Below are 21,199 nucleotides of genomic sequence, written 5' to 3'. Positions count from 1 at the left end.
TGCTGTAAGCTCACTTTTTTTGGGCAGAAAAAAAGGCACGAGAAGTTGTTGCACAGGGTGCAAAAGCAGTAAAATCAGCAGTTACCTGTATGTCTGAGAAGCCAGCTTTACGAAGTTCCTCTGTTAGCCAATTGAGGGCATAAGCACGCTGCACATGCTCTTCATCTGTACGTCGGTACAAACCATTTGACTCTTCCACAAATATTGAAAGCTGATGCTGGATCGTCATCTTTTCCTCATCCAGCTCACATGTCCACGTATAGGCAATTTCTTCATCATCTAAAACATAAGGCTGTTCAGCAGCGTACTTCTGCAGAAGTTGAGGTGTGTGTACATCGAATAGGAACAAACCACCCTTAGCAAGCCCTTCATATGCGCTGCGGAATGCACCAATGATCCCTTCTTCGTCAAGAATATAATTCAGGCAGTCACAAAAAGAGATCGCTACATCAACAGCTTCCGGCAAAACCCAATCTCGTAAATCTCCTTGTAACCACGTCACAGAGCCTTTTACAGGAAGACTAAGACCTTGTGATTTATCCTGTGCGACTGCCAGCATGTCCTCGGACAGATCAACGCCGTATACTTTATATCCTTGTTGAGCTAGCGGAATTGCTATAGTCCCTGTGCCGCAGCCAAGATCAGCAATTGTGCGTGGCTTCAAGTCAGCTTTGTGGCAGCTTTGTTCGAGCCAAGCCACCCAACTATCGTAAGGCATGTCAGCCATCAGACGGTCATAGGTGTAGGCGAATTGTTCGTATGCCATGATTTTTGGGTCACACTCCTTTTAATAAAATCATACTGCTCAGCTTGGGCAAGCATACGTCAAAAAAAAGGCACCCTTAAGTTTCTGACAGAAGGATGCCCATATCTTTTGGGGAGGTGAAAGCATATAGGCTGACCGCAGTCACCCTCCCATGTGCCTTACTTTTCCTTTTTCAAATAAGTCCAGTTCTCGCGCAGCTCAATCAAATCTTCTTTAAGGAGCTTACCAAGCGCACGTTTGAATGCCGATTTACTAATACCAAAACGACTCATGATGATATCTGTATCTGTTTTGTCTGAATAAGGCATACCGCCGTCAGGACGCTCTTTGAGCATCTGTAGGATTCGATCTGCATCGTCATTGCGACTCACTTCTTTAGGAGCCTTCATGGAAAGATTCACGCGTCCATCTTCAGGGCGTACGAAAGTGACACGCACTTTAACTGTTTCACCTTGACGAAGTGGACGAGGACGCTCACCACCTGGAATAAGTCCGATAACGCCAAAACCTAGTACACCTGCATCACATACGACGAATGTCCCCATTTGCAATGGCTTATATACGGTCGCATCAACCCAGCGGTTTTTCCACGATTCAGGTGCATGCACACAACGCGCGATCAGCTCGTCTTCACGTGCTGTCTTGGCGATTAATCGACCTGATTTATCTGTATCCATCATGACATAAACATGATCACCCACGACTGGACGAAGTTCTTTTTTCTCTGGTAATTCACGAACTGGCAATAATAAATTACGTCCAAGTCCCATCTCTAGGAAAAGACCAAAGCGCGGGTGAATATCCACCACTTCTAACTTGGCTATCTCACCTTTAAGCAATAATGGACGATTCATGGTCGCCATCATGCGGTCATACGTATCATGATATAAAAATACCTCGACACGATCACCTGGCTTGATTTTGCCAACAATTTCACTGTAATGCAATAAAATATCCTGCTCGCCATCTGTTAGAAAATAACCATTAGGCGGTATTTCACGCGCAACCTCTAAAGTTGCCATTGTTCCTGCTTGGAAACTCATATACGTTCCACCACTTTCGCATCGGACCAAATCCGTTCTATGTTGTAATACTCACGATCATCGCGATGAAAGACATGAAGAACAACATCTCCCATATCAAGAAGCACCCATTTAGCCGTATCAAAACCTTCTAAACCGCGGATACGAATACCGTTTGCATCTGCTTTTTTGCGAGCTTCTGTTGCTATGGCTTGTACTTGTATATCCGAATTACCGCTGCAGATCACGAAGTAATCTGCTACCATCGATATTTCACTTACATGAAGAACGACTACATTCATCGCTTTCTTATCTTCTACTGCATGAACGACAAGTTCCATTATTTCTTGAGGGGAAAGGTTCATTCCGTCCTCCTTCGCATTGTTCCGTCTATTGTTTCATTCACTTTTGACAAATTTAAGCTTCTAGCTTTGCTACAAGATCATTTCGCGTTAGTAAAGTGAGTGGATAGACAATTTTCCTTTTTTCTAACAAAACGGTAATTGTACCATCGAACCCTGCCAACAGTGCTTCATCTAGTGATGTTTCGGCTAATTTGCGAAGTCGATCTACACCTGGAAAATCTCGACCGGGCTCAATGTAATCGGCTAGACAAACGATTTTCTCAAGCAAAGACATATTCACACGACCTGATGTATGATAGCGAATGGCATTAAGTACATCTTCATCATTGATATGAAAAGTTTGTTCTGCGATCCAAGCCGCTGCTGGAGCATGCCATAATTGCTTGTCGTAGTTTAGAACATCCAAATCACGTCCACTTTCACGAACCGTTTCTGCTTGCTTCTGAACAGGCCAATACTTACAATAATCGTGTAAAATAGCTGCTAATTCTGCTTTTGCAGGATCTGATCCATACTGTTCAGCAAGCCGTATAGCGGTCTCCATTACACCTAAGGTATGGGTCCAGCGTTTTTCTGGCATTTGAGCGCGTACATTCTCAATTAATTGCTCACGATCCATACAGTCCACACTCCTTGATATACGCATTCACAGCATGAGGAACCAAATAACGAATCGATTCACCCGCGTGTACCTTGTCCCGAATTAAGGTGGATGAAAGATGAATATAAGGCATGTTCACCATCGTAACTGCAGACGCCACATTCGGTGGCAGTTGCCCCAAATCAACGTCATACCCCGCACGAGTTAATCCTATGAATTTCACTTTTAACACAAGCTCCGCAATTGCGAACCAATTGGGAAGGAACTGCACCATATCGCCACCAATAATATAATAAAAAGAATACCCCGGGTTGGATTGGATTAATTCCTCCACCGTATGAATGGAATAAGAAACCCCACCCTTTCGAAGCTCCAACTCATTGACGTGAAAATGAGGGTTACTCTCTGTCGCAAGACGTACCATCTCAAGTCGCTGCTCGGGCGATGCCTGTGGGGCGTGTTCTTTATGAGGCGGCACAAAAGTGGGCATAAACCACACTTCGTCCAACTCCCCATTCACTCTTGCACTCTCTGCCGCAATTAAGTGACCCATATGAATAGGATCGAACGTTCCACCCATTATTCCGATTCGCATAGGATTTCCTCCGCGTAAGAATTCATCTTATTTACTTTTCGGAAGCTCAATTTGTTTATGATCTTTGGATTCTTTATATAGAACGATCGTCTTACCAATGACTTGTACAAGCTCACAACCGGATTGTTTGGCAAGTTCTTGCGCGACTTCATCACGGTCTTCCATGCAGTTGTTAAGCACAGAGATCTTCATCAATTCTCTTGTTTCAATCGCTTCAAGAATGTGTTTGATTAATTGATCATTCACGCCGCCTTTTCCAACTTGAAAAATAGGTGTCAAATGATGGGCTTCCGCTCGTAAAAAACGTTTTTGTTTTCCTGTTAACATAATAAATTCATCCTCTATTCTGTAATGATTCTAGAACGATTTCTCGCATAACTTCGATAGGTGCAGGTTTCCCTGTCCATAATTCAAATGCACATGCGCCTTGAAAAATAAACATACCCAATCCACCATGCGTACGTGCGCCGCATGCTTCTGCTTCTCGCAGCAGTCTTGTAACTCTTGGGTTATAAATAAGATCACTAACAATTAAGCCCTGATGCAAATACTCCTCAGGTATCGGAGTCAAATCAACATGTGGGGACATCCCAACAGAAGTCGTGTTAATCACAATGGAAACCTCATGCATAATGTCCCCTATTTCATCCATTCCAAGTCCGATCACTTCCGTATACTTACCCATTACTTCAGCTAGCTCAACTGCACGTTTACTCGTGCGATTCGCAATATAGATACAAGGCACACCCTCTCGGGCAAGCTCGTAAGCTACTCCGCGAGCAGCTCCTCCCGCACCAATAAGCAGAACACGTGCTGTCGTTAGATCAACACCTGTCTCTTCCTTTAAAGAACGTACATACCCGATTCCATCCGTGTTATAGCCGGTTAGAACACCATTCTGGTTCACAACCGTATTTACGGCTCCAGCTATCCGAGCGCCTTCATCAATCTTATCGAGATAAGGCATGATTTCCACTTTATGCGGGATGGTAACATTAACTCCCCCAAGTCCTAGCGCACGAATGCCTTCAACTGCACCGTGCAATTGCTCAGCAGTTACATGGAAAGCCGTATATGCTGCATTAATTCCGCATTCACGAAATGCGCGGTTATGCATAATTGGTGAACGAGAATGACCAATAGGATCACCCAATACCCCGTACAGCACAGTCTGACTATCTAACAGACTCCTCTTCATGCGCTATTCCCCCTTAGCGACTTGTGATCACTATATTAACGACTCACGAACAACAACCTTAACACCTTTTGGCACATGAACCGCAACTTCCGCACCTGCTGTACTGTTCACTTTAATCCAGCCAAGTCCAGAGATCATAATATCCATTTGCTTATTACGTGGTATCGAGATCTGCTGCTTCACGAATTTTGGCAAGTTCTCAACTTCATCTTTAGTCGGTGGAGTTAAGAGTTCGCCTTTATGGTTGGCGTATAAATCGTCTGCTCTTTCAAGCTTCGTGCGATGAAGTTTAAGCGCATTAGAAATATAGAAAGTGAACGATTGACGATCGCCTTTAATAAAATCAAATCGGGCAAGCGCTCCAACAAACAACGTCTGTTCCTCGTTTAATTGGTAGATCATTGGCTTAATCGTTGCGCTTGGCATTACCTTCGCCAAATCACGACGTGAAATAAGCTCCGTTAAACGATGCTTGTACACGATTCCTGGTGTATCAATAATCGATTTACCATCTTCAAGTGGGATTTTCACTAAATCCAGCGTCGTTCCTGGATATGATGAGGTTGTTAGCTCCGACCCAAGATCACTGAAATCCGAGATCAATCGATTAATGAGTGTAGATTTACCGACATTCGTTGCACCCACGACATAAATATCTTGATTACCGCGGTGCTCCCCTAAAGATTCAATCACCCGTTCAAATCCCATATTCCGCTTGGCCGAGCACAGGACAACATCCGCAACACGCAGACCCCATTGCTTCGCCTGTTTTTGCACCCAATTCACGATCCGGTTATAGTTCGTTACTTTTGGTAACAAGTCAATTTTATTGACGACAAGAATGACCGGATTGTTTCCTACAAACCGCTGCAAACCTGCAATCATACTACCCTCGAAATCAAAAATATCCACGATGTTTACGACAAGCGAATTCGTCTTGCCGATGCCACCTAATATTTTCAAAAAGTCATCTTGATCCAGTGCGATTGAACTTGCTTCATTATAATGCTTAATCCGATAACAACGCTGACAAATTACAGGTTCCTTTAAAAATGCTTCTGGCGGAACGAAACCAAGCTTGCTTGGGTCCTCTAGCTGCAACTTTACCCCACAACCCGCACAATATAAAACTTCTTCACTCATTCTTTACTTGTCCTCCTGGTCTTGCTTTAGCAAGTCATCATTTCTTCATAAAGCGTAATGCCACTTTTTCCAGTGTTCGATTAACGACTTTCGTGAACACGCCCTCATCCTTAGGTGTAATTGGATCAACCAGAATGGTGTATAATCCTAGACGATTACCGCCAAAGATATCTGTCATCATTTGATCGCCAATCACGACTGTTTCATCCGCTGAAGTGCCGAGCAATTCCATCGCTTTATGAAAAGGATTGCTTGTCGGTTTCTTCGCGGCATGAATAAATGGAATGTTTAAAGGATCTGCAAAAGCAGATACACGTCCATGATAATTATTTGACACGATGATCACTTTAAACCCTATTTCACGTACACCATCAAGCCAGACAATTAACTCAGGCGTAGCCAAAGGATCTTTGGCCCCAACTAATGTGTTATCCAAATCCGTAATAATCCCACGTTTTCCTTGGTTCCACAGCTGCTGTATATCTATTTCATACACGGTCCGAGCGGACTGTTTAGGCACGAGCTTTGTAAACAAATGGTTCACCCCAAAATGTTCCTAATCTATACGAAACTATACCACACTTATTCTTTACGTTGCAAAAGGATTCCAATCAACAAAAAAACCCTGTCGCACGATTGCGAGCAGGGTTTCTCCCGATTAGATTACTTATTTCATCGCAGTTCGCAGCTTAATCATCGTCTTGTGTGCATGTACCCAATCTTCTCTTGTTAATGATTCGCCGCTATACTTGGAACTTTCGAATAGTTGAAGCAGCCTTTCCAGATCAGCTTTTAGCCATATGCTTTGATTAGACCAGCGCATTAAAGTCTCACGCATCGTTTCATGTTCATGTCTGATATATCCTTTGCGACGTGAGAACTTAAGCCAGCGATTGATTTCCATCAAGATAATCTTGTTGTAATTATTTGCGAATCTACGCTGCCTCCGGTTCTGAAGAAAATTTTGCAAGAAATTCCCACCATACCGTCTATACAAATAATAAGCTAACATGGCCAATGCTAGGATGACTCCGCCACTTGTTACCCAAACAGCCCATTTGGATGGAGCAGGAATATCCGAATCTACGGCTTGGTTCGGCTGATTCTTCACTTCTACTGGAGCGATGATTTCTTGATGATCAAGAACAGAAGGAAAGGTAAATCCAGCTGTTGCTTCGAATGGAATCCATCCCCAACCTGGAAAATAGACCTCAGCCCATGAATGTGCATCTGCGTTACGGATCACATACGTTTCTTCTCCGTTGGGATCTGTCGGACTTTGCATAGCGCTGCGACTTCTAATCGATTCTTGTAGATCAGACCTCTCCGATACACCCGATGTAAAACCCTTTACCCAGCGAGCAGGCATTCCAATCGAACGTGCCATCACCACCATTGCTGTTGAGAAGTAATCACAGTACCCTTCTTGGGTTTCAAATAAAAATTGATCCACGAAATCATCACTTTTACCTTTTTTCATATCTGGTGTGCTCGTATATTTATACTTCTCTGCTAAATAGCGTTCAATATTCTTCACCTTATCATAAGGATTACTTGCTTGATTGGCTAGTGATTCAGCAAGCTTCTTTACACGATCAGGCAATTCTTTAGGCAAGCTCAAGTATGTGTTCCATTTAGGCGAAAGTCTTGAATCAAATACAACACTTCGCAGTTCATTTGGATCAACCATCGGCATACTTGTGGTAAGCGTATAGTGACTAGGAAAATTATTTTGCCCCGTAAAATGTATGACTTCATCTTGTTTGGTCCATCCCAGCTGAGAGATCGCAATACTCTTTCCATCTTGTTCGGCAATAGATTGTATGGACGCTGGGCCAAATAAGACTGGATAAGATTTCGATGACGCCATATTCACTTTCACGGTTACATCTTTTGTTTTAAGCTTTGACTGATCTACTGATGCATCATGGATAAACTTCTCATTGAGAGCAACTTCTACACCTTTATCAACTGATTCCGAAGACTTTTCCCATCCCTTACCCGTGTATACACTACGCGTTTCCCCACGCATATATCCACGTTGAGAAGTTTGAACCGTCATAACTGTCACGTAGTCAAATTGGAACCCCCCTCCGAGCTTACCATCATCCCGACTGTATCCAGATGAGGCGTTTCCAAAATTCAACATTTTACTAACGCCAGATTCATCAATGAATCGCTGAACGGACTCCCCGTGATATCGCTTCCATGCTGTATAAGGATCGGTCAGAATTGGAGTCATCGATGGAGAATAAACAATAATTAGCCAACATAAGACACCTAGGCAGGCAAGAGGAATCAGAAACGGGAACGGTTTTCTAGCAAGCTTTAACACCGTGTCAGGTGCCTGACTTTTCAATCTCTGAATATGATTAATAACAAATAACAGACTGCCGGATACCATCACACCGGCAACTTCTTGCCACAAAGTTAAATTAGAAAATGAATCTCGCGTACATAATACGATAATGCTGAGAACAACAAAGAAGATCAGCCATTTTTTATTCGTGAACAAATGAATAGCAACTAAGTAAACAAACCAAGTTACAAGGGAAAAGAAAATGTAAGGTGCTAATTGAGATGCATTCTGATCCCAGAAAATCATGAATTGTTCCAACGAAACTTTTTTTAATGGAATCCAGTGATAATCGAGGTATACCCCATGCACAATTAGAATTGCAATCATTTGAATGACAATTCGTAGCGCACTTGGAATCCGAGGGATTAAAAAGGAAACCGCAACGATTAATAAAGTAATCTTGATTAGCAATGCTGTAGTTGGAGCCCATACACCTGGTTCTTTAATCATCCATTGAACAAATTGCAACAAAAAAATACCAATGAATACAACCATCGCTCGATTTAGAAAATCCTGAATAAACACAATATGCATCCAACTCTTCTTGGGTTTAGACATGCAGTTTCGCCCCCCCTAATGCAGTCGGAAGTGCTTCTAAACTTGAAATGGAATACCCCAATATCCCACTTTTACGAAGTTGGTGGACCCATTCTTCACTTTGAATTGTTGTTTTGGATGAAACAGGTTTGAGATCAATTAAGATATGACACCCATGCATCCCTTGGGCTTCCAGATGCTTCATATAGGTAAGCATTTCCTGATTTTTACGAGGAGACACAAATACGAACAATGTCCCACGCTTCCATTCTTTAGCGTATTGCTGTAAAGATTCTTCCATACTCTGCCATCCATCAGGCTCTACTTCTACAAGATGCTGGGTCATTTCTTTAAAATGGTCGCTCTTCACTTTGGAGTGAAACAAGGTACCATTCCCACCCGTCGTCAACAATCCAAATGGCAGCTGATTGTGAGAACCATATTTTAATAAAGAGGCTGTTACGGATACGGCTAACTCGAATTCTTCCGAGCTGGAATACGATTTTTGCCAACGATCCAGTACCACAACCGTAATAGGCAGTGATTCACGTTCAAATTCCTTTGATTTCCACGTGCCTGTCTTCGCAGTTGCATTCCAATGGATGCGAGATAGCCGATCGCCATAGTTATATTCTCTGACTCCATTAATTTGTGTCGTTTCCCGGTGTGCTAACGTAGATACGGTGTGGTGCTCGATACCTTTCATCAATTGTTGAAATTGTGTCCAATACCCAAGTTCTGCTGTTTTGGGAAACACAATGATGGAATAGGGCAATTGAATTTCGCCTTTATGTTCAAAGATTCCGAATACATCTACCGTCGTTAACTCTGTTCGATCAAAAGAATAAATCCCTCTGCGAAGTGGAGGCGAGCTAAAATTCACAACACCTCTGCGCGCCCAATCCGGTACAAATGTCCCTTCCTGCATAACCCCTTCTCCATTACGACGAACAAGACTTTCTTTTACTCTCACATAAGGAATCGGCCAGTAACCAGGAATATACATAACAATTTGTGACTCTAGACTTTGACCCGCTTCTAATTGAATATTTCCATGCGTGTTAAGAAACGTTCGTGAACCTATCGCCTGGCGAATACCGCTCCATCGCCCTAAATATACGTAGATACAGAAGACGAGTGAAAAAATGAACAGCATGACTGCAAGTTTCCCACCCTGAAATAATAGGAAGAATAATGTGAACAGAAAGAATGCACATAAATACCAGAATGATTTCGGAAGCTTTTTATCGTTAAATGTACGATTAACAACTCGTCTCTCCATCGAATTATTTCTCCAATCGGACAGGTACTTTCACCTGCTCAAGAATGGATTGTAGAACTGAATTAACATTCGCTCCTTCCATTCTAGCTCCACTATGAATTAAGATCCGATGACTCAATATATAGGGTGCTAGATACTTCACATCATCTGGGAGAACGAAGCTTCTGCCATTGATTAAGGCGAATGCTTTTGCAGCATGGACGAAAGCAAGCGTAGCCCGTGGTGAAGCGCCTAAATATACCGAAGGATGTACCCGTGTTGCCCTAGTAATATCCACAATGTATGCCGCGACCGACTCGTCCAAGTGTACCTTGTGAACATGTTCTTGTATCGCTTGGATTTGCTGAATATCCGCAACTGCAGCTAATCGTTCAAGTGGATGGGATTCTTCCTGAGATAGGATCATTTTGTGCTCAGTCGCTTGATCCGGATATCCAAGTGACAACTTGAACATAAATCGATCTAATTGAGCTTCTGGCAGGGAATATGTACCTTCAAAATCAATTGGATTCTGAGTCGCTAACATCATAAATGGTTCTGGAAGCGCATGTCCCTCTCCATCCATCGTTACCACTTTCTCTTCCATTGCTTCAAGCAGCGCGGATTGTGTCTTCGTCGTGGCTCTATTAATTTCATCTACTAATAATAAGTTCGTAAATAACGGACCTGGTCGAAAAATAAACTGCTCTTCTTTCGGATGATAGATTGAAACGCCCGTTACATCCGTAGGAAGCAAATCAGGGTTACATTGAATTCTTCGGAACTGCCCTTCAATGGACTTGGCAAGCGCTTTCACAAACACAGTCTTTCCCGTTCCAGGAACATCTTCAATTAAGACATGACCCTTGGCCAAAAGCGCGGTTAACAATAGATTGATTTCCGCTGGTTTCCCATGAATACATCCTTCTAAATTACTTTTAATATGTTTAAGAATATTGGGGATTTCTTCTGAAAATATTGCCATTAAGTGAATCCTCCTTAGATTGTGGATATATAGGATGGTAATTAATTCTATATTACTAAATATAAGAATACTCTTACAATTAAAAGTTGTATAATCGACTATACAAAAAAAACCTCGGTTACCGTGGATTAGCACGAACCGAGGTTTTTTCTATAAAAAAGTGTTTGTTTATCCTTTAGGTCTAACGAACAAAGAGGCCAGAAAAGAGAAGATGATCGCGGACGATATCCCCGCACTCGTAATAGTGAATATCCCCATTAAAACACCAATCCACCCATGCTCTTCAATCTCCATCAGTGCCCCATGTACAAGTGAATTCCCAAAACTCGTGATTGGCACAGTTGCTCCTGCCCCTGCAAATTGGATGAGTGGATCATAGAGCCCAACCCCATCAAGAATCGCACCTGCAACAACTAACGCACTCATGGTATGTGCAGGAGTTAGCCTGAACACATCCATTAGCAATTGACCCACCACACAGATTGCTCCACCAATTAGAAAAGCCCACACAAACTGCATCATCATTAATTCCCTCCGTTCTCTATTGCTACAGCATGTGCAATACACGGAATACTCTCGTCTTGCTGAAAAGTTAATGGGGATAACAGCGCACCTGTCGCGACTACTAAAATGCGTTTTAACTCACCCGATTGAAGTTTTTTCATCAGTGTCCCATAGGTAACAACTGCAGAGCAAGCAGCCCCAGAACCACCAGCTTGCACCCCCTGCTTCTCTCGGTCATATATCATCAAACCGCAATCTTGGAATTTCGTATGTTTAATCGGGAAATTACGTTGTTTAAATAACTCTTTTGCAATTTCGTGCCCTACAGCGGCTAAATCTCCAGTTACAATTAGGTCGTAATAACTTGGATCACGTTTCAAATCTTTAAAATGTGTCTCAATTGTATCTACCGCAGCAGGGGCCATCGCTGCCCCCATGTTAAACGGATCCGTAATGCCCATATCCACAACCTTACCAATCGTAGCCGCTGTCACCCTTGGACCTTTGCCCGTTCTAGCTAACACACAAGCACCCGCTCCCGTAACCGTAAATTGCGCGGTTGGTGGCTTCTGAGACCCATACTCAGTTGGATAACGGAATTGCTTCTCTACTGAGCTATTATGTGAGCAAGTGCCAACCAGCACATGCTGTGCACCTCCTGATGCGACAATCATCGAACCAAGTGCGAGACCTTCCATTGAGGTCGAGCAGGCACCGAAAATCCCAATATATGGTATGGCTAATGTACGAGCTGAGAATGAGGCGGAAATAATCTGGTTTAACAAATCCCCGCCTATGTAGAACTGCATATCACTGTTTTTTAAATTCACCTTTTGTACGGCGATTTGAGCTGCTTGCTCCATGAGCTTTTTCTCAGCCTTTTCCCATGAGTTCTCTTGTAATGTTGTGTCATCATGGACGATATCAAAATCATTCTTTAGAGGTCCTTTACCCTCTTCTGGACCTACAACAGTAGCAGTTGAGACAATGATCGGAGGTATATCAAACAACCACGTTTGTTTTCCTTTTAACATCTCAATGTCCCCCAGGTGTTCCGAAGATAAGTTGGAAAATCCCTACGAAAAACGCAGCAACGGTTCCAAACACAATGACTGAACCTGCAAGTTTAAACATGTTACCACCAACGCCGAGCACCAGTCCTTCACTACGATGCTCAAGCGCAGCTGAACACATCGAATTTGCAAAGCCTGTCACCGGAACAGCAGTACCCGCACCCGCCCACTGGGCAATCTTATCGTATACGCCAAATGATGTAAGAATGACAGAAATTAACACTAATGTTGCTACAGTTGGGTTACCAGCTGTTTCTTTTGAAAAACCAAACCATTTCATGTACATCATCATCAGAACTTGTCCAATATCACAAATGAATCCACCCACTACAAAGGCAAGAATCACATTTCGAAGCAGCGGTCTTTTGGGCTCAATATTTTTGGCAAGCTTTTTATACTGAATCTGCTCAGGAGTTGGTTTTTTCTTATCACTCATTTTCATTGCCTCCAAATCATTAAGTGGATAAAAATGCTAAGCTTGCTTGAACTTATCCCTCATCTCATGTAGCTGGTGAATTTGCGCCAAATATATACTTTTCTTATTTTGATCATCTGTTGATTTCAGCATCTTCATGAGATCAAATTGACATTGCTTTAAATCTATAAGGAATTGTTTCCGATCCGAATTATTTTTCCCTTTGTTCGTCACATGATTGGGATCATCATACACATCGACATACAATTTGCCCATGCTGTCCACTTGCGCTAAAAATATTTCGTTTACAGACAAGCCCAGCTTCTCAAGTTCTGCATACAGCCAAGCTTTCGAGCGGCCTGAATCATTCAATCCTTCATTACGTATACTGCCATCTGCAATTAACAGCACAGGTTCATGTTCAACAGGCAGGACCATATTCAAATGCTGCGGAGTTAGCGGTTGTTTTTCTGGCTTGAGCAGCACACTAATTTCGCCTGTCGTCTCTAACATGGCAAATTCAACATCGGCAGCATTAAACACATTCTTGACTCGCAGCTGCTCTAGTAATTCGTCTGCTGTAAAGCGTTCTTTCCCCAAATTTTTCTCTAAAATAACCCCGTGTTGGATGACAATTGTCCCTTTCCCTTCAAAAATATAGCGCAACTTCGTGCTCTTTAAAGATATCCATTCCACAAAGAAGGGGATGAGAAACCACACCATAATCGCAATCATGCCGTGTAAATAATTCGCCTCTACATCTGTCGATATAAACCCTGCTAAATCACCGATTGTAATGCCTGTGATGTACTCGAAGAATGTAAGCTGAGAAATCTGCTTTTTCCCAAGCAACCGTGTCATTCCAAACAATGCAATGATTGCGCCTAAAGCACGTAACACAATATAACCAGAATCCAGCACGTCATCTATTTCCTTTCAGCCCATAATTTCTTGATCTCATGTATTATTTGCAGCAATGGAATTGTTATGTATCAAGGAAAAACGGATTCCGATCACGAAAAAAGACACCTTGAACACCTTGAACGTTATGTTCAAGAGATTCAAACGTGTCCTCAAAATATACAAATAAATCTAAGTCATTAGCACCAATAGCGTAAATAACAGGATAAACAAAAACAGAACAAAGAACAAAAATTTGTGCCTCCGAATTACCATAAACGTCCCCGCCCTTAACTTTATTTTCCTGTCCAAAAGTCAATAACAAGCTCCTTATGATAATATGCAAGATGTTCCTTAACTGCCTTGGCTATACTGCCGCCTTAATTTCGTATTACGTCCGATTTAATCTTAGTCTATGCACAAATACCCAAGGACGTGTGGCAATGGACATCTCAACTTAAAATTTGCATCGAATCAATATGCTGCTTCGTCTCAGGAGTACCCACTTCATAGAGAAATTGGTAAATATGATTCAAGTTCATGTCATATTGATCATTTTCTTCATCATGATTATACGGGATTCCCGGAATCGGTGCGCGTAAATGCGTTTCTTCATCATAGACGTCTTTATAAGCAAAAAGGGATTGAAGATGGTCTATTTCCTCTTCGTTTGCCAAAATTTCGAGTTCATAGGCAGCATCTCCTTGATTGGGCAAAATCGAGCCGGATTGCACGGAAACATAATATTTGCTTTTACTCATAACGAAGTTCCCTCCACATTAGACCGTTTTAAAGTAATACAGAATGACAACTGCTCCTATAAAAACCGCAATCGGAAACAACACATACGCATAAAAAATCGGGTTGGCAAGTATCGGATGTTTCACTCTTGTCTGGCTGATGCCACGGTCCATTTCCTCTTGTTCCTTACGACGAATAGTCTTCCATGTAATCACGAATCCGAACGCAGCGATGACTAGAGCCACGACCATGATAATGCGAATTAATGTAGTCAAGGATCGATCCCACCTTTTAGCCTGAAATTGGGTTAGATTCTCTAGTTATGCGCTGAAATGAAAAAAGCATGCACATCCATCATTTTCATGATAGATCGAACATGCTTGGTAATTAAAAAAAAGCTGATTTTGAGCGTTGCAAGGTAAATCCACATAAGACTAATCCGAATCCAAACATGATGAGCACCCCTACAATGACAACAACTTGGATGGAGATTAAATCTGCAGCAAGTCCCAATGCGGCAGTCGTGATTATTTTCAAAATAGCTTCAATAAATTGATTCATACTGCCCACCCTGCCCATTACATCTACAGGTATGTTGTTCTGGTAAAAGGTCATGAAGCCTGTATTCGCAAATGCAATAAAAAAAGCAAGGATGAAAAATCCAACCGCCGCCATCATAAATGAATGTGAGAAGGCAAAGATAATGTAACCCAGACACATCCCGATCGATCCGCCGCTAATCATCACAGAGGTAGCTACTTTCTTCACGATCAAGGTATTTAATAGCGCACCTACGATGATTCCTGCACCTGCAACACTAACAAGAACTCCATACTCACCCTCTGAGAGATGAAGGACCATTTTTGCAAAAGAAGCTTCTAATGAATCCACAGAAGAAGTCATGACTACCATTACAAAGCTAAACAATAGACAAATAATCAAGACATACTTCTTTTGACGATAAAATTGGAGAACAGCGCCCCAGTCTTTTTTCAATAGATGGATAGAGAGTTTACTACCTTGTTTTTGTGCTAGAGTGTCCTTCTCAAGATTTGGCATGATTAAGGTGAGAAGTCCTGAGATCAAGAGAGCAATTGCATTGATGTAGATCGCAAATACCGGTGAACCGATTAAAAACAACATACCCGCAATCGCAGGACCAATGAGAAAAGCACCTGAACTAATTAAACTATTCAGCGAATTAAATCGTTGTCTTTGGTGTGTCGGAATCAGCTTGGTAATGTACGTCATGGACGTTGGGCCAAAGATTGTTGAAGCCATATTAATCACTAGAACAAGCGTGAATATGTACCCAAGCGAAGAAAACAACGGAAGCATAGCAATTAATATCGCTCTAGAAATATCAAGAAAAACCATGAGATTTCTTTTATTCAATCGATCAATGAGACTGCCTGACCATAAGTTCGTAAAAATGGATGCTAACGGTCGTAAAATATAAAGTGCAGCCACCGCAAGCACAGATTCCGTCATGTTAAGCACCATTAAGTTCAGAGCGATCAAATAGATCCATGCTCCTATGTTCGATACACCAATGCCGATCAGCAAGATAGAAGCATACTTCCAGGTTTCTAACAATTTTTTAGTAAACATAGCCCTTCTCCTTTAGGTATTCAGAGTGAACATAAAAATAAATATAAACAACAAAAAAATCCCACCCCCAAGACCTTAAGTCTTGGGGACGAGATTCTAACATTCGTGGTGCCACCCCAGCATCGCTAATATGTCGCCATATTAACCTCTTCAAGTACGGCAGATCGAATCAATCCGCTTATACTCTAGCTCTATAACAGGAGCTCCTGTTACACCATCCCCAATCATATTGGTTCCGATGCACCGCTCAGAGGCTTGGTTCAATGGTACATTCTTTGCTCCTTTTCAGCTTATAGAGCTCTCTGTTAAAAGAATGTATGCATTTACTCTTCTCGTCACTGCGTTTGGATATTTGTGATAGATTAGCAGATTGAGATGGAGGCTGTAAAGAGATAAATAGAAAATACAGATTACTTTTACTTTTTTACATATTCCTTTGGCACATAGGTCGCATTAGACACATCCAGTGCTTCATCTACCATTGCAAAGTCATGCAACTTCTTATAGTTATTATAGAAAATTGCTTTTTTGCGAATAGGGTCACCTGTGTAGTCGTGGTTAGTGGTTCCAGATTTAGGAGGTTGTCTAACATGAAATGATCCCCTTGATTTCACGATGTTTTGAAAATCCAAATTAAGATAGTCGTCAATTATTCATCGAAATCACTCATATTTATCACTGTTAGTAACTACTTATTCTTGACCCGTTGTGGTCAATTTAATTACTAACATAATATTGATGAACGAAAGCTAACAAGTTCGTTTCTTAAGTTCAGATTTTAATAAGGATAATTAGCATTTCTGTAATAAGCAGAGATGCTTTTTTGCGTTTATTGATTTCCAATTGACATCCAAATGATAATTTGATTATAATTAAAACGAAAGTTTCAAACAACTGTTTAGAACTAGTGTTTAAGAAAGCAGTTTACAGTTAGGGAGTGAATTATAACAATGGAAAATCAAGATCCAAAAGAACGAATTATTCAAGCGACATTAGAAATAATAGGTAATTACGGAACCGATAAAGTAACAATTCGCGAAATCGCTAGTCGGGTTGGAGTCAATGTTGCTGCAGTAAATTATTATTTCGGTTCAAAAAATAATTTAATTCAACAATCAATGCAATACTTTGCGGATACAATGCAAGATTCATTTCGTTTTTTTCAACAAAAGGAAAACCCTTTGAAAGATACGTTATATCTTTTCTTGACCAGTTTCGCTGAGACTGCCGTTACATATCCAGGTGTTGTCAAAAGTTTAGTTAATCAAATGATGGACAATGGTGAAATTCGTTCTGAGGTTGCTCTTGCCATGGAAAAAGGATCTGCTGCTATTAAGCAAGTGATTGGACAGTTATTACAATCAAAAGACGATAAGAAGTTATCGTTTATCGCTTTACAACTCATGTCAAGCATCATTTATCCCATTCTCATGAGCACTCAACTTCCTATGCTATATGGCTTTGATTATCGGGATAAGGAAGCACGTGACGAATACATCAAATCTTCTATGGAATTTATTTTCAACAACTACTAATCAGGGAAGGGTGAATAAAAAAAATGAAAAGGTTTCTTGGATTACTATCAATTTTATTAGGCTTTTTCATCGCATTATTAGATACGACAATTGTCAATATAACATTACCCAAAATAACAGAACATTATAATACAGACATTAAGACAATCTCTTGGGTTTTAAATGGATATAACCTTGCTTTCGCCGTCTTTTTAATTACCGCCTCACGACTGGCGGATCAATTTGGACGAAAAAAAATATACTTGATTGGTGTTACTCTCTTTACCATCACATCTTTCTTATGTGGAATTTCTACATCTGTTGAAATGATGATTGCATTCCGTGTACTACAGGGACTTTCTGCAGCATTAGTTGTACCTGTCACAATGCCTATGTCAATGGAATTAGTATCTAAAGAAAAGCGTGGAGCTTTGATGGGCTTTTGGGGTGCTTTTGGGGGCTTGGCAGCGGCAAGCGGTCCTGCCGTTGGAGGAATATTAACGGACAAATTTAATTGGCAATGGATTTTTTATATTAATATACCGATTGGACTGTTAGCTATCATTCTAACAATCTTCCTAATTCGTGAATCATACGACCCAACCTCAAGTAAAAAAATAGATTGGTTCGGCATAATCACATTGTCTGTAAGTCTTTTCGCGGTAGTATTGGCTTTAATCAAAGCGACAGATGAAGGATGGACTTCGTCGTACATTCTATCGTTGTTTGCTGTCAGTTTATTCTTTATTATTTTATTTGTCTTTAATGAGCACAAATCGCAAGAACCAATGGTACCGCTTGGGCTTTTTCAAAACTTGTCATTCTCAGCTGGAAGCCTTTCTTTCTTAATGGTTGGACTTGGACTAATGAGTGGGGCTTTTCTTTTATCCTTCTATTTAACTAAGGTAATGGGACTAAGCGAGTTGGAAGCAGGTCTTATTATTACAGCTATGCCGTTAACCGCAATTCCTTTCTCAGCTATATCCGGACCATTGTCTCAAAAATTCGGTAGTCGCTGGTTCATTATTACCGGAATGATTTGTTTAACTGCTATGATTTACCTTTGTGGTGATTTAACATTATATTCAAGTAAATGGGATATTATTTGGCGATTGGTTTTAGGTGGTGCGGGCATCGGACTGACAATGGCACCATTAATGAGCACTAGTGTTAATGCTGTTCCAGAAGATAAAGTTGGTATTGCTTCAGGTATTACAAATATGACTCGAACATTCGGAACAGTCTTAGGAGTTGCATTGCTTGTAACTATTTTAAATGGAAACATGAATAATATTATGCCTGATGCACAAGCAAAAGCAATTTCTATTGTTCAATCCAGTTCATCATTAGACAATAAAGGAAAAAAAGAATTAATAGATGAACTAACAGGGGCAAATTTTTCCGAAAACAATTCGGTACCAAGCAAAGAAGATACTCTTCAAAAGATAGAAAGTAAAAAAAAAGAAGTACTGAAAAAAGCTCCTCCACAAGCTCAGGAGGCCATTAAACTATCATTTGAGCAAGGTAGAAAAGCTGTTGAAACACTGTACCCAGAGATTGAAGAAACTTTTAAATCACATGTGTCCAAAGCATTTAATAATACTTTTAAAACCGCAAGTATGATTATGCTATTGGGAATATTGTTTGCATACTTTACAGATTCTACTAGTAAACCAGTGATATCTAAACGACGAAAAGCAACCAGTGTATGACAAAAATGTAGTGTGTTTTTATAAAACAGTATCTTTCTATAGGAAAAATGTAACTATTCCCTACTTTGACCAGGAATAATTACCTGATTTGCTTCTCATAAACAGTTAACACATAAACACAAAAAGCATCCGCTCCAAAGAGTAGATGCTTTTTTGTGTTGTCATTTAGTGTTTATGATAAATAAAGCCATTACCGTCTATGTAGTCATTTGGACCAATATAAGAATGACAACCACTTTTTATAAAAGCTGAAGCTAATTGTTCAACGCCTAAGGTACAGCCTGCTACGATAACCTTAACATCATCCAATTTTGAGTAACGTTTAACTTCTTCAGGACCAAAAAATTCCCCTCTAGGTTCGTTTACTTCATAATCTTTGGTTCCGATGCACCATTAGACACATCCAATGCTTCATCTACCATTGCAAAGGCATGCAACTTCTTATAGTTGTTATAGAAAATTGCTCTTTTGCGAATTGGATCACCTGTGTAGTACCGCTCGTATTGAAGTAATCTCTGTCCGAATGCCTCACCGCAAAGATCCCAAGCAAGCTTAAAGAGGTGAATACGATCTGTACCTGATACACCTTTCCGGCCGCCATAATAGCGCTCCATATCTAAAGCCAATTCTGGATGAGTTAGATCAGCTTCCGTTGGTGACATCAGCAATCCACCTGCACCGATGATTTGCATCACCTCAATTGCACGCGGATAAAGCGTTGGCAGCAGCCCGCGAATGGTTTCAATCGGGATATAAGCTGGAACCACATCACCGGATGGCAGTGTCTCATACTCTTGTTCGGCAACCTTGAGCAGTGCTCGAATCGATTCCACCGACTGGATCAATTCACCTAAATCATTTTGAACGTTCAAGTATACATCTACGCCGATCGAATCAGCCAATCGAACAGCCACTTCTGTGGCAAATTGTAGTTTAACTAAACCTCTTACACCCGTTTGGTGTGAGGGCTGCTGCCCAATACCCGTTTTGGGATACAGCAAGTTTGCAGCTTCCACGTTATTGTACAAAAACACACGATTCCAAGGAACCAGCACATCGTTAAAGACGAGTAACGCGTCCATTTCTTCAAAACGGGATGCAAGTGGATGATCCGCCACATTCCGGGTTCCATCTTGCATCGGCTCACGACAAAGGATACGAAGTCCAGGGGTATCAATAGGAATCGCAAACGCAAGTGCATAACGTTCATCCCCCGGCTTAAATCCAGGGAAGGAATAAATAATGACTTCATCTGTGATCGGCGCAAGGGTAGCCAACATCTTAGCTCCGCGTACGATTAAGCCTTCTGGCGTTTCTTCTACTGCGCCCAAATGTGTATACATATCTTGCTGCTCATGTGACGTTTTGCTGCGGTCGTTCTGCGGATTTATAATCGCATGTGTTAAGAACAAGTCATTGTCGCGAACATGACGGTAATAGTTTTGTATATTTGTTGCCCAATCGGAGTTATATTTGGCTAGAAAGTCTGAGTTGCTATATAGCGAAGTGACCACGATATTAAGAAAATCCGGCGTTCTCCCCATTAAACCAAAAGTCGCTCTGGCATAAGCTTCGAATAATTCCCTGCGAGCCTTTAAATCTTCTGCGTTTTTCGGTACTAGGAAAGCATTGTTTACTCGATCTCCAGTCTCTTCACAGAGATGCGTAATTTTATCTTGAAATGCTAGATCGTGCTGCATGTCATATAACTTCGCAATTTCATGAATCGGTTGTTTAAATACAACTTCATCATATACATTTGTTACTCTTCTCCCCGATAACCATATCTCAGGCTGGCGAAATTTCAGTCCTTCGATATATTGAGACCCCGTACGAATACCCATAGTCATTCCTCCTTCATAGCTATGAATCAGAACCGTATGTCTAGATTATATGA

The 21,199-nt window shown here is 41.2% G+C and carries 24 protein-coding genes; 2 read left to right on the top strand and 22 right to left on the bottom strand.

Annotation, left to right across the window (positions count from 1 at the left end; all coding sequences use genetic code 11):
* Positions 1–10: 10 nt before the first annotated feature.
* From ACSBOP_RS06745 to ACSBOP_RS06645, 21 genes are all read right to left on the bottom strand, one after another.
* Positions 11–769: a class I SAM-dependent DNA methyltransferase gene (locus ACSBOP_RS06745; protein WP_442604403.1), complete on the bottom strand. Its 759-nt coding sequence runs from the start codon at positions 767–769 to the stop codon at positions 11–13.
* Positions 770–924: 155 nt separating this feature from the next.
* The gene (locus ACSBOP_RS06740; protein WP_442603659.1) at positions 925–1,809 is read right to left on the bottom strand and encodes a CvfB family protein; all 885 of its coding nucleotides are present in this window, start codon (positions 1,807–1,809) and stop codon (positions 925–927) included.
* Complete coding sequence (rsfS, locus tag ACSBOP_RS06735; RefSeq protein ID WP_442603658.1) at positions 1,806–2,153, bottom strand: ribosome silencing factor; 348 nt, start codon at positions 2,151–2,153, stop codon at positions 1,806–1,808. The genes ACSBOP_RS06740 and rsfS overlap by 4 nt, the downstream gene beginning before the upstream one ends.
* A 52-nt stretch (positions 2,154–2,205) precedes the next feature.
* On the bottom strand, positions 2,206–2,772 hold the full coding sequence (yqeK, locus tag ACSBOP_RS06730) for a bis(5'-nucleosyl)-tetraphosphatase (symmetrical) YqeK (protein WP_442603657.1): 567 nt from the start codon (positions 2,770–2,772) through the stop codon (positions 2,206–2,208).
* A complete protein-coding gene (locus ACSBOP_RS06725; RefSeq protein ID WP_442603656.1) occupies positions 2,762–3,349 on the bottom strand; it encodes a nicotinate-nucleotide adenylyltransferase in 588 nt (195 codons plus the stop codon). Before ACSBOP_RS06725 ends, yqeK begins: the two co-directional genes overlap by 11 nt.
* A gap of 27 nt (positions 3,350–3,376) precedes the next feature.
* Positions 3,377–3,676, bottom strand: a complete 300-nt coding sequence (gene yhbY / locus ACSBOP_RS06720) for a ribosome assembly RNA-binding protein YhbY (protein WP_442603655.1) — start codon at positions 3,674–3,676, stop codon at positions 3,377–3,379.
* 7 nt (positions 3,677–3,683) lie between these two features.
* The gene (locus ACSBOP_RS06715; RefSeq protein ID WP_442603654.1) at positions 3,684–4,547 is read right to left on the bottom strand and encodes a shikimate dehydrogenase; all 864 of its coding nucleotides are present in this window, start codon (positions 4,545–4,547) and stop codon (positions 3,684–3,686) included.
* Between the two features lie 30 nt (positions 4,548–4,577).
* Positions 4,578–5,690, bottom strand: a complete 1,113-nt coding sequence (gene yqeH / locus ACSBOP_RS06710) for a ribosome biogenesis GTPase YqeH (protein WP_442603653.1) — start codon at positions 5,688–5,690, stop codon at positions 4,578–4,580.
* A 37-nt stretch (positions 5,691–5,727) separates the two neighbouring features.
* Positions 5,728–6,225 carry a YqeG family HAD IIIA-type phosphatase gene (locus tag ACSBOP_RS06705; protein WP_442603652.1) on the bottom strand — a complete coding sequence of 166 codons (498 nt, stop codon included), beginning with the start codon at positions 6,223–6,225 and terminating at the stop codon, positions 5,728–5,730.
* A 132-nt stretch (positions 6,226–6,357) separates the two neighbouring features.
* On the bottom strand, positions 6,358–8,607 hold the full coding sequence (locus ACSBOP_RS06700; protein ID WP_442603651.1) for a DUF4129 domain-containing transglutaminase family protein: 2,250 nt from the start codon (positions 8,605–8,607) through the stop codon (positions 6,358–6,360).
* On the bottom strand, positions 8,600–9,868 hold the full coding sequence (locus ACSBOP_RS06695) for a DUF58 domain-containing protein (protein WP_442603650.1): 1,269 nt from the start codon (positions 9,866–9,868) through the stop codon (positions 8,600–8,602). Before ACSBOP_RS06695 ends, ACSBOP_RS06700 begins: the two co-directional genes overlap by 8 nt.
* A 4-nt stretch (positions 9,869–9,872) precedes the next feature.
* Positions 9,873–10,832 carry an AAA family ATPase gene (locus ACSBOP_RS06690; protein WP_442603649.1) on the bottom strand — a complete coding sequence of 320 codons (960 nt, stop codon included), beginning with the start codon at positions 10,830–10,832 and terminating at the stop codon, positions 9,873–9,875.
* 168 nt (positions 10,833–11,000) lie between these two features.
* Positions 11,001–11,351 carry a stage V sporulation protein AE gene (gene spoVAE, locus ACSBOP_RS06685; RefSeq protein WP_442604402.1) on the bottom strand — a complete coding sequence of 117 codons (351 nt, stop codon included), beginning with the start codon at positions 11,349–11,351 and terminating at the stop codon, positions 11,001–11,003.
* 5 nt (positions 11,352–11,356) lie between these two features.
* The gene (gene spoVAD / locus ACSBOP_RS06680) at positions 11,357–12,370 is read right to left on the bottom strand and encodes a stage V sporulation protein AD (RefSeq protein ID WP_442603648.1); all 1,014 of its coding nucleotides are present in this window, start codon (positions 12,368–12,370) and stop codon (positions 11,357–11,359) included.
* A 1-nt stretch (position 12,371) separates the two neighbouring features.
* A complete protein-coding gene (gene spoVAC / locus ACSBOP_RS06675) occupies positions 12,372–12,851 on the bottom strand; it encodes a stage V sporulation protein AC (RefSeq protein ID WP_442603647.1) in 480 nt (159 codons plus the stop codon).
* 30 nt (positions 12,852–12,881) lie between these two features.
* Positions 12,882–13,745, bottom strand: coding sequence for a DUF421 domain-containing protein (locus tag ACSBOP_RS06670; protein ID WP_442603646.1), 864 nt, complete (start codon positions 13,743–13,745; stop codon positions 12,882–12,884).
* Positions 13,746–13,809: 64 nt separating this feature from the next.
* Positions 13,810–14,043 carry a hypothetical protein gene (locus ACSBOP_RS06665; protein ID WP_442603645.1) on the bottom strand — a complete coding sequence of 78 codons (234 nt, stop codon included), beginning with the start codon at positions 14,041–14,043 and terminating at the stop codon, positions 13,810–13,812.
* A 133-nt stretch (positions 14,044–14,176) separates the two neighbouring features.
* Positions 14,177–14,485 carry a hypothetical protein gene (locus ACSBOP_RS06660; protein ID WP_442603644.1) on the bottom strand — a complete coding sequence of 103 codons (309 nt, stop codon included), beginning with the start codon at positions 14,483–14,485 and terminating at the stop codon, positions 14,177–14,179.
* Positions 14,486–14,503: 18 nt separating this feature from the next.
* Positions 14,504–14,740: a hypothetical protein gene (locus ACSBOP_RS06655; RefSeq protein ID WP_442603643.1), complete on the bottom strand. Its 237-nt coding sequence runs from the start codon at positions 14,738–14,740 to the stop codon at positions 14,504–14,506.
* Positions 14,741–14,852: 112 nt separating this feature from the next.
* Positions 14,853–16,076 carry an MFS transporter gene (locus ACSBOP_RS06650; protein ID WP_442603642.1) on the bottom strand — a complete coding sequence of 408 codons (1,224 nt, stop codon included), beginning with the start codon at positions 16,074–16,076 and terminating at the stop codon, positions 14,853–14,855.
* A 416-nt stretch (positions 16,077–16,492) separates the two neighbouring features.
* A complete protein-coding gene (locus ACSBOP_RS06645) occupies positions 16,493–16,690 on the bottom strand; it encodes a hypothetical protein (protein WP_442604564.1) in 198 nt (65 codons plus the stop codon).
* Positions 16,691–17,026: 336 nt separating this feature from the next.
* Here ACSBOP_RS06645 and ACSBOP_RS06640 point away from each other — a divergent pair, with 336 nt between their 5' ends.
* On the top strand, positions 17,027–17,611 hold the full coding sequence (locus ACSBOP_RS06640; RefSeq protein WP_442603641.1) for a TetR/AcrR family transcriptional regulator: 585 nt from the start codon (positions 17,027–17,029) through the stop codon (positions 17,609–17,611).
* Positions 17,612–17,634: 23 nt separating this feature from the next.
* Entirely contained in the window at positions 17,635–19,302 is a 1,668-nt protein-coding gene (locus tag ACSBOP_RS06635; RefSeq protein WP_442603640.1) for an MFS transporter, read from the top strand.
* Between the two features lie 362 nt (positions 19,303–19,664).
* On the opposite strand, the gene ACSBOP_RS06630 is transcribed toward ACSBOP_RS06635, so the two are convergent.
* Positions 19,665–21,146: a 4-hydroxyphenylacetate 3-hydroxylase family protein gene (locus ACSBOP_RS06630; RefSeq protein WP_442603639.1), complete on the bottom strand. Its 1,482-nt coding sequence runs from the start codon at positions 21,144–21,146 to the stop codon at positions 19,665–19,667.
* Positions 21,147–21,199 lie beyond the last annotated feature (53 nt).

This window comes from Paenibacillus sp. KN14-4R (assembly GCF_052180255.1).
In the GTDB taxonomy this organism is placed as follows: domain Bacteria; phylum Bacillota; class Bacilli; order Paenibacillales; family NBRC-103111; genus Paenibacillus_AM.
The sequence above is the reverse complement of the archived record's forward strand: the minus strand, read 5'-3'. Positions and strand labels throughout refer to the sequence as shown.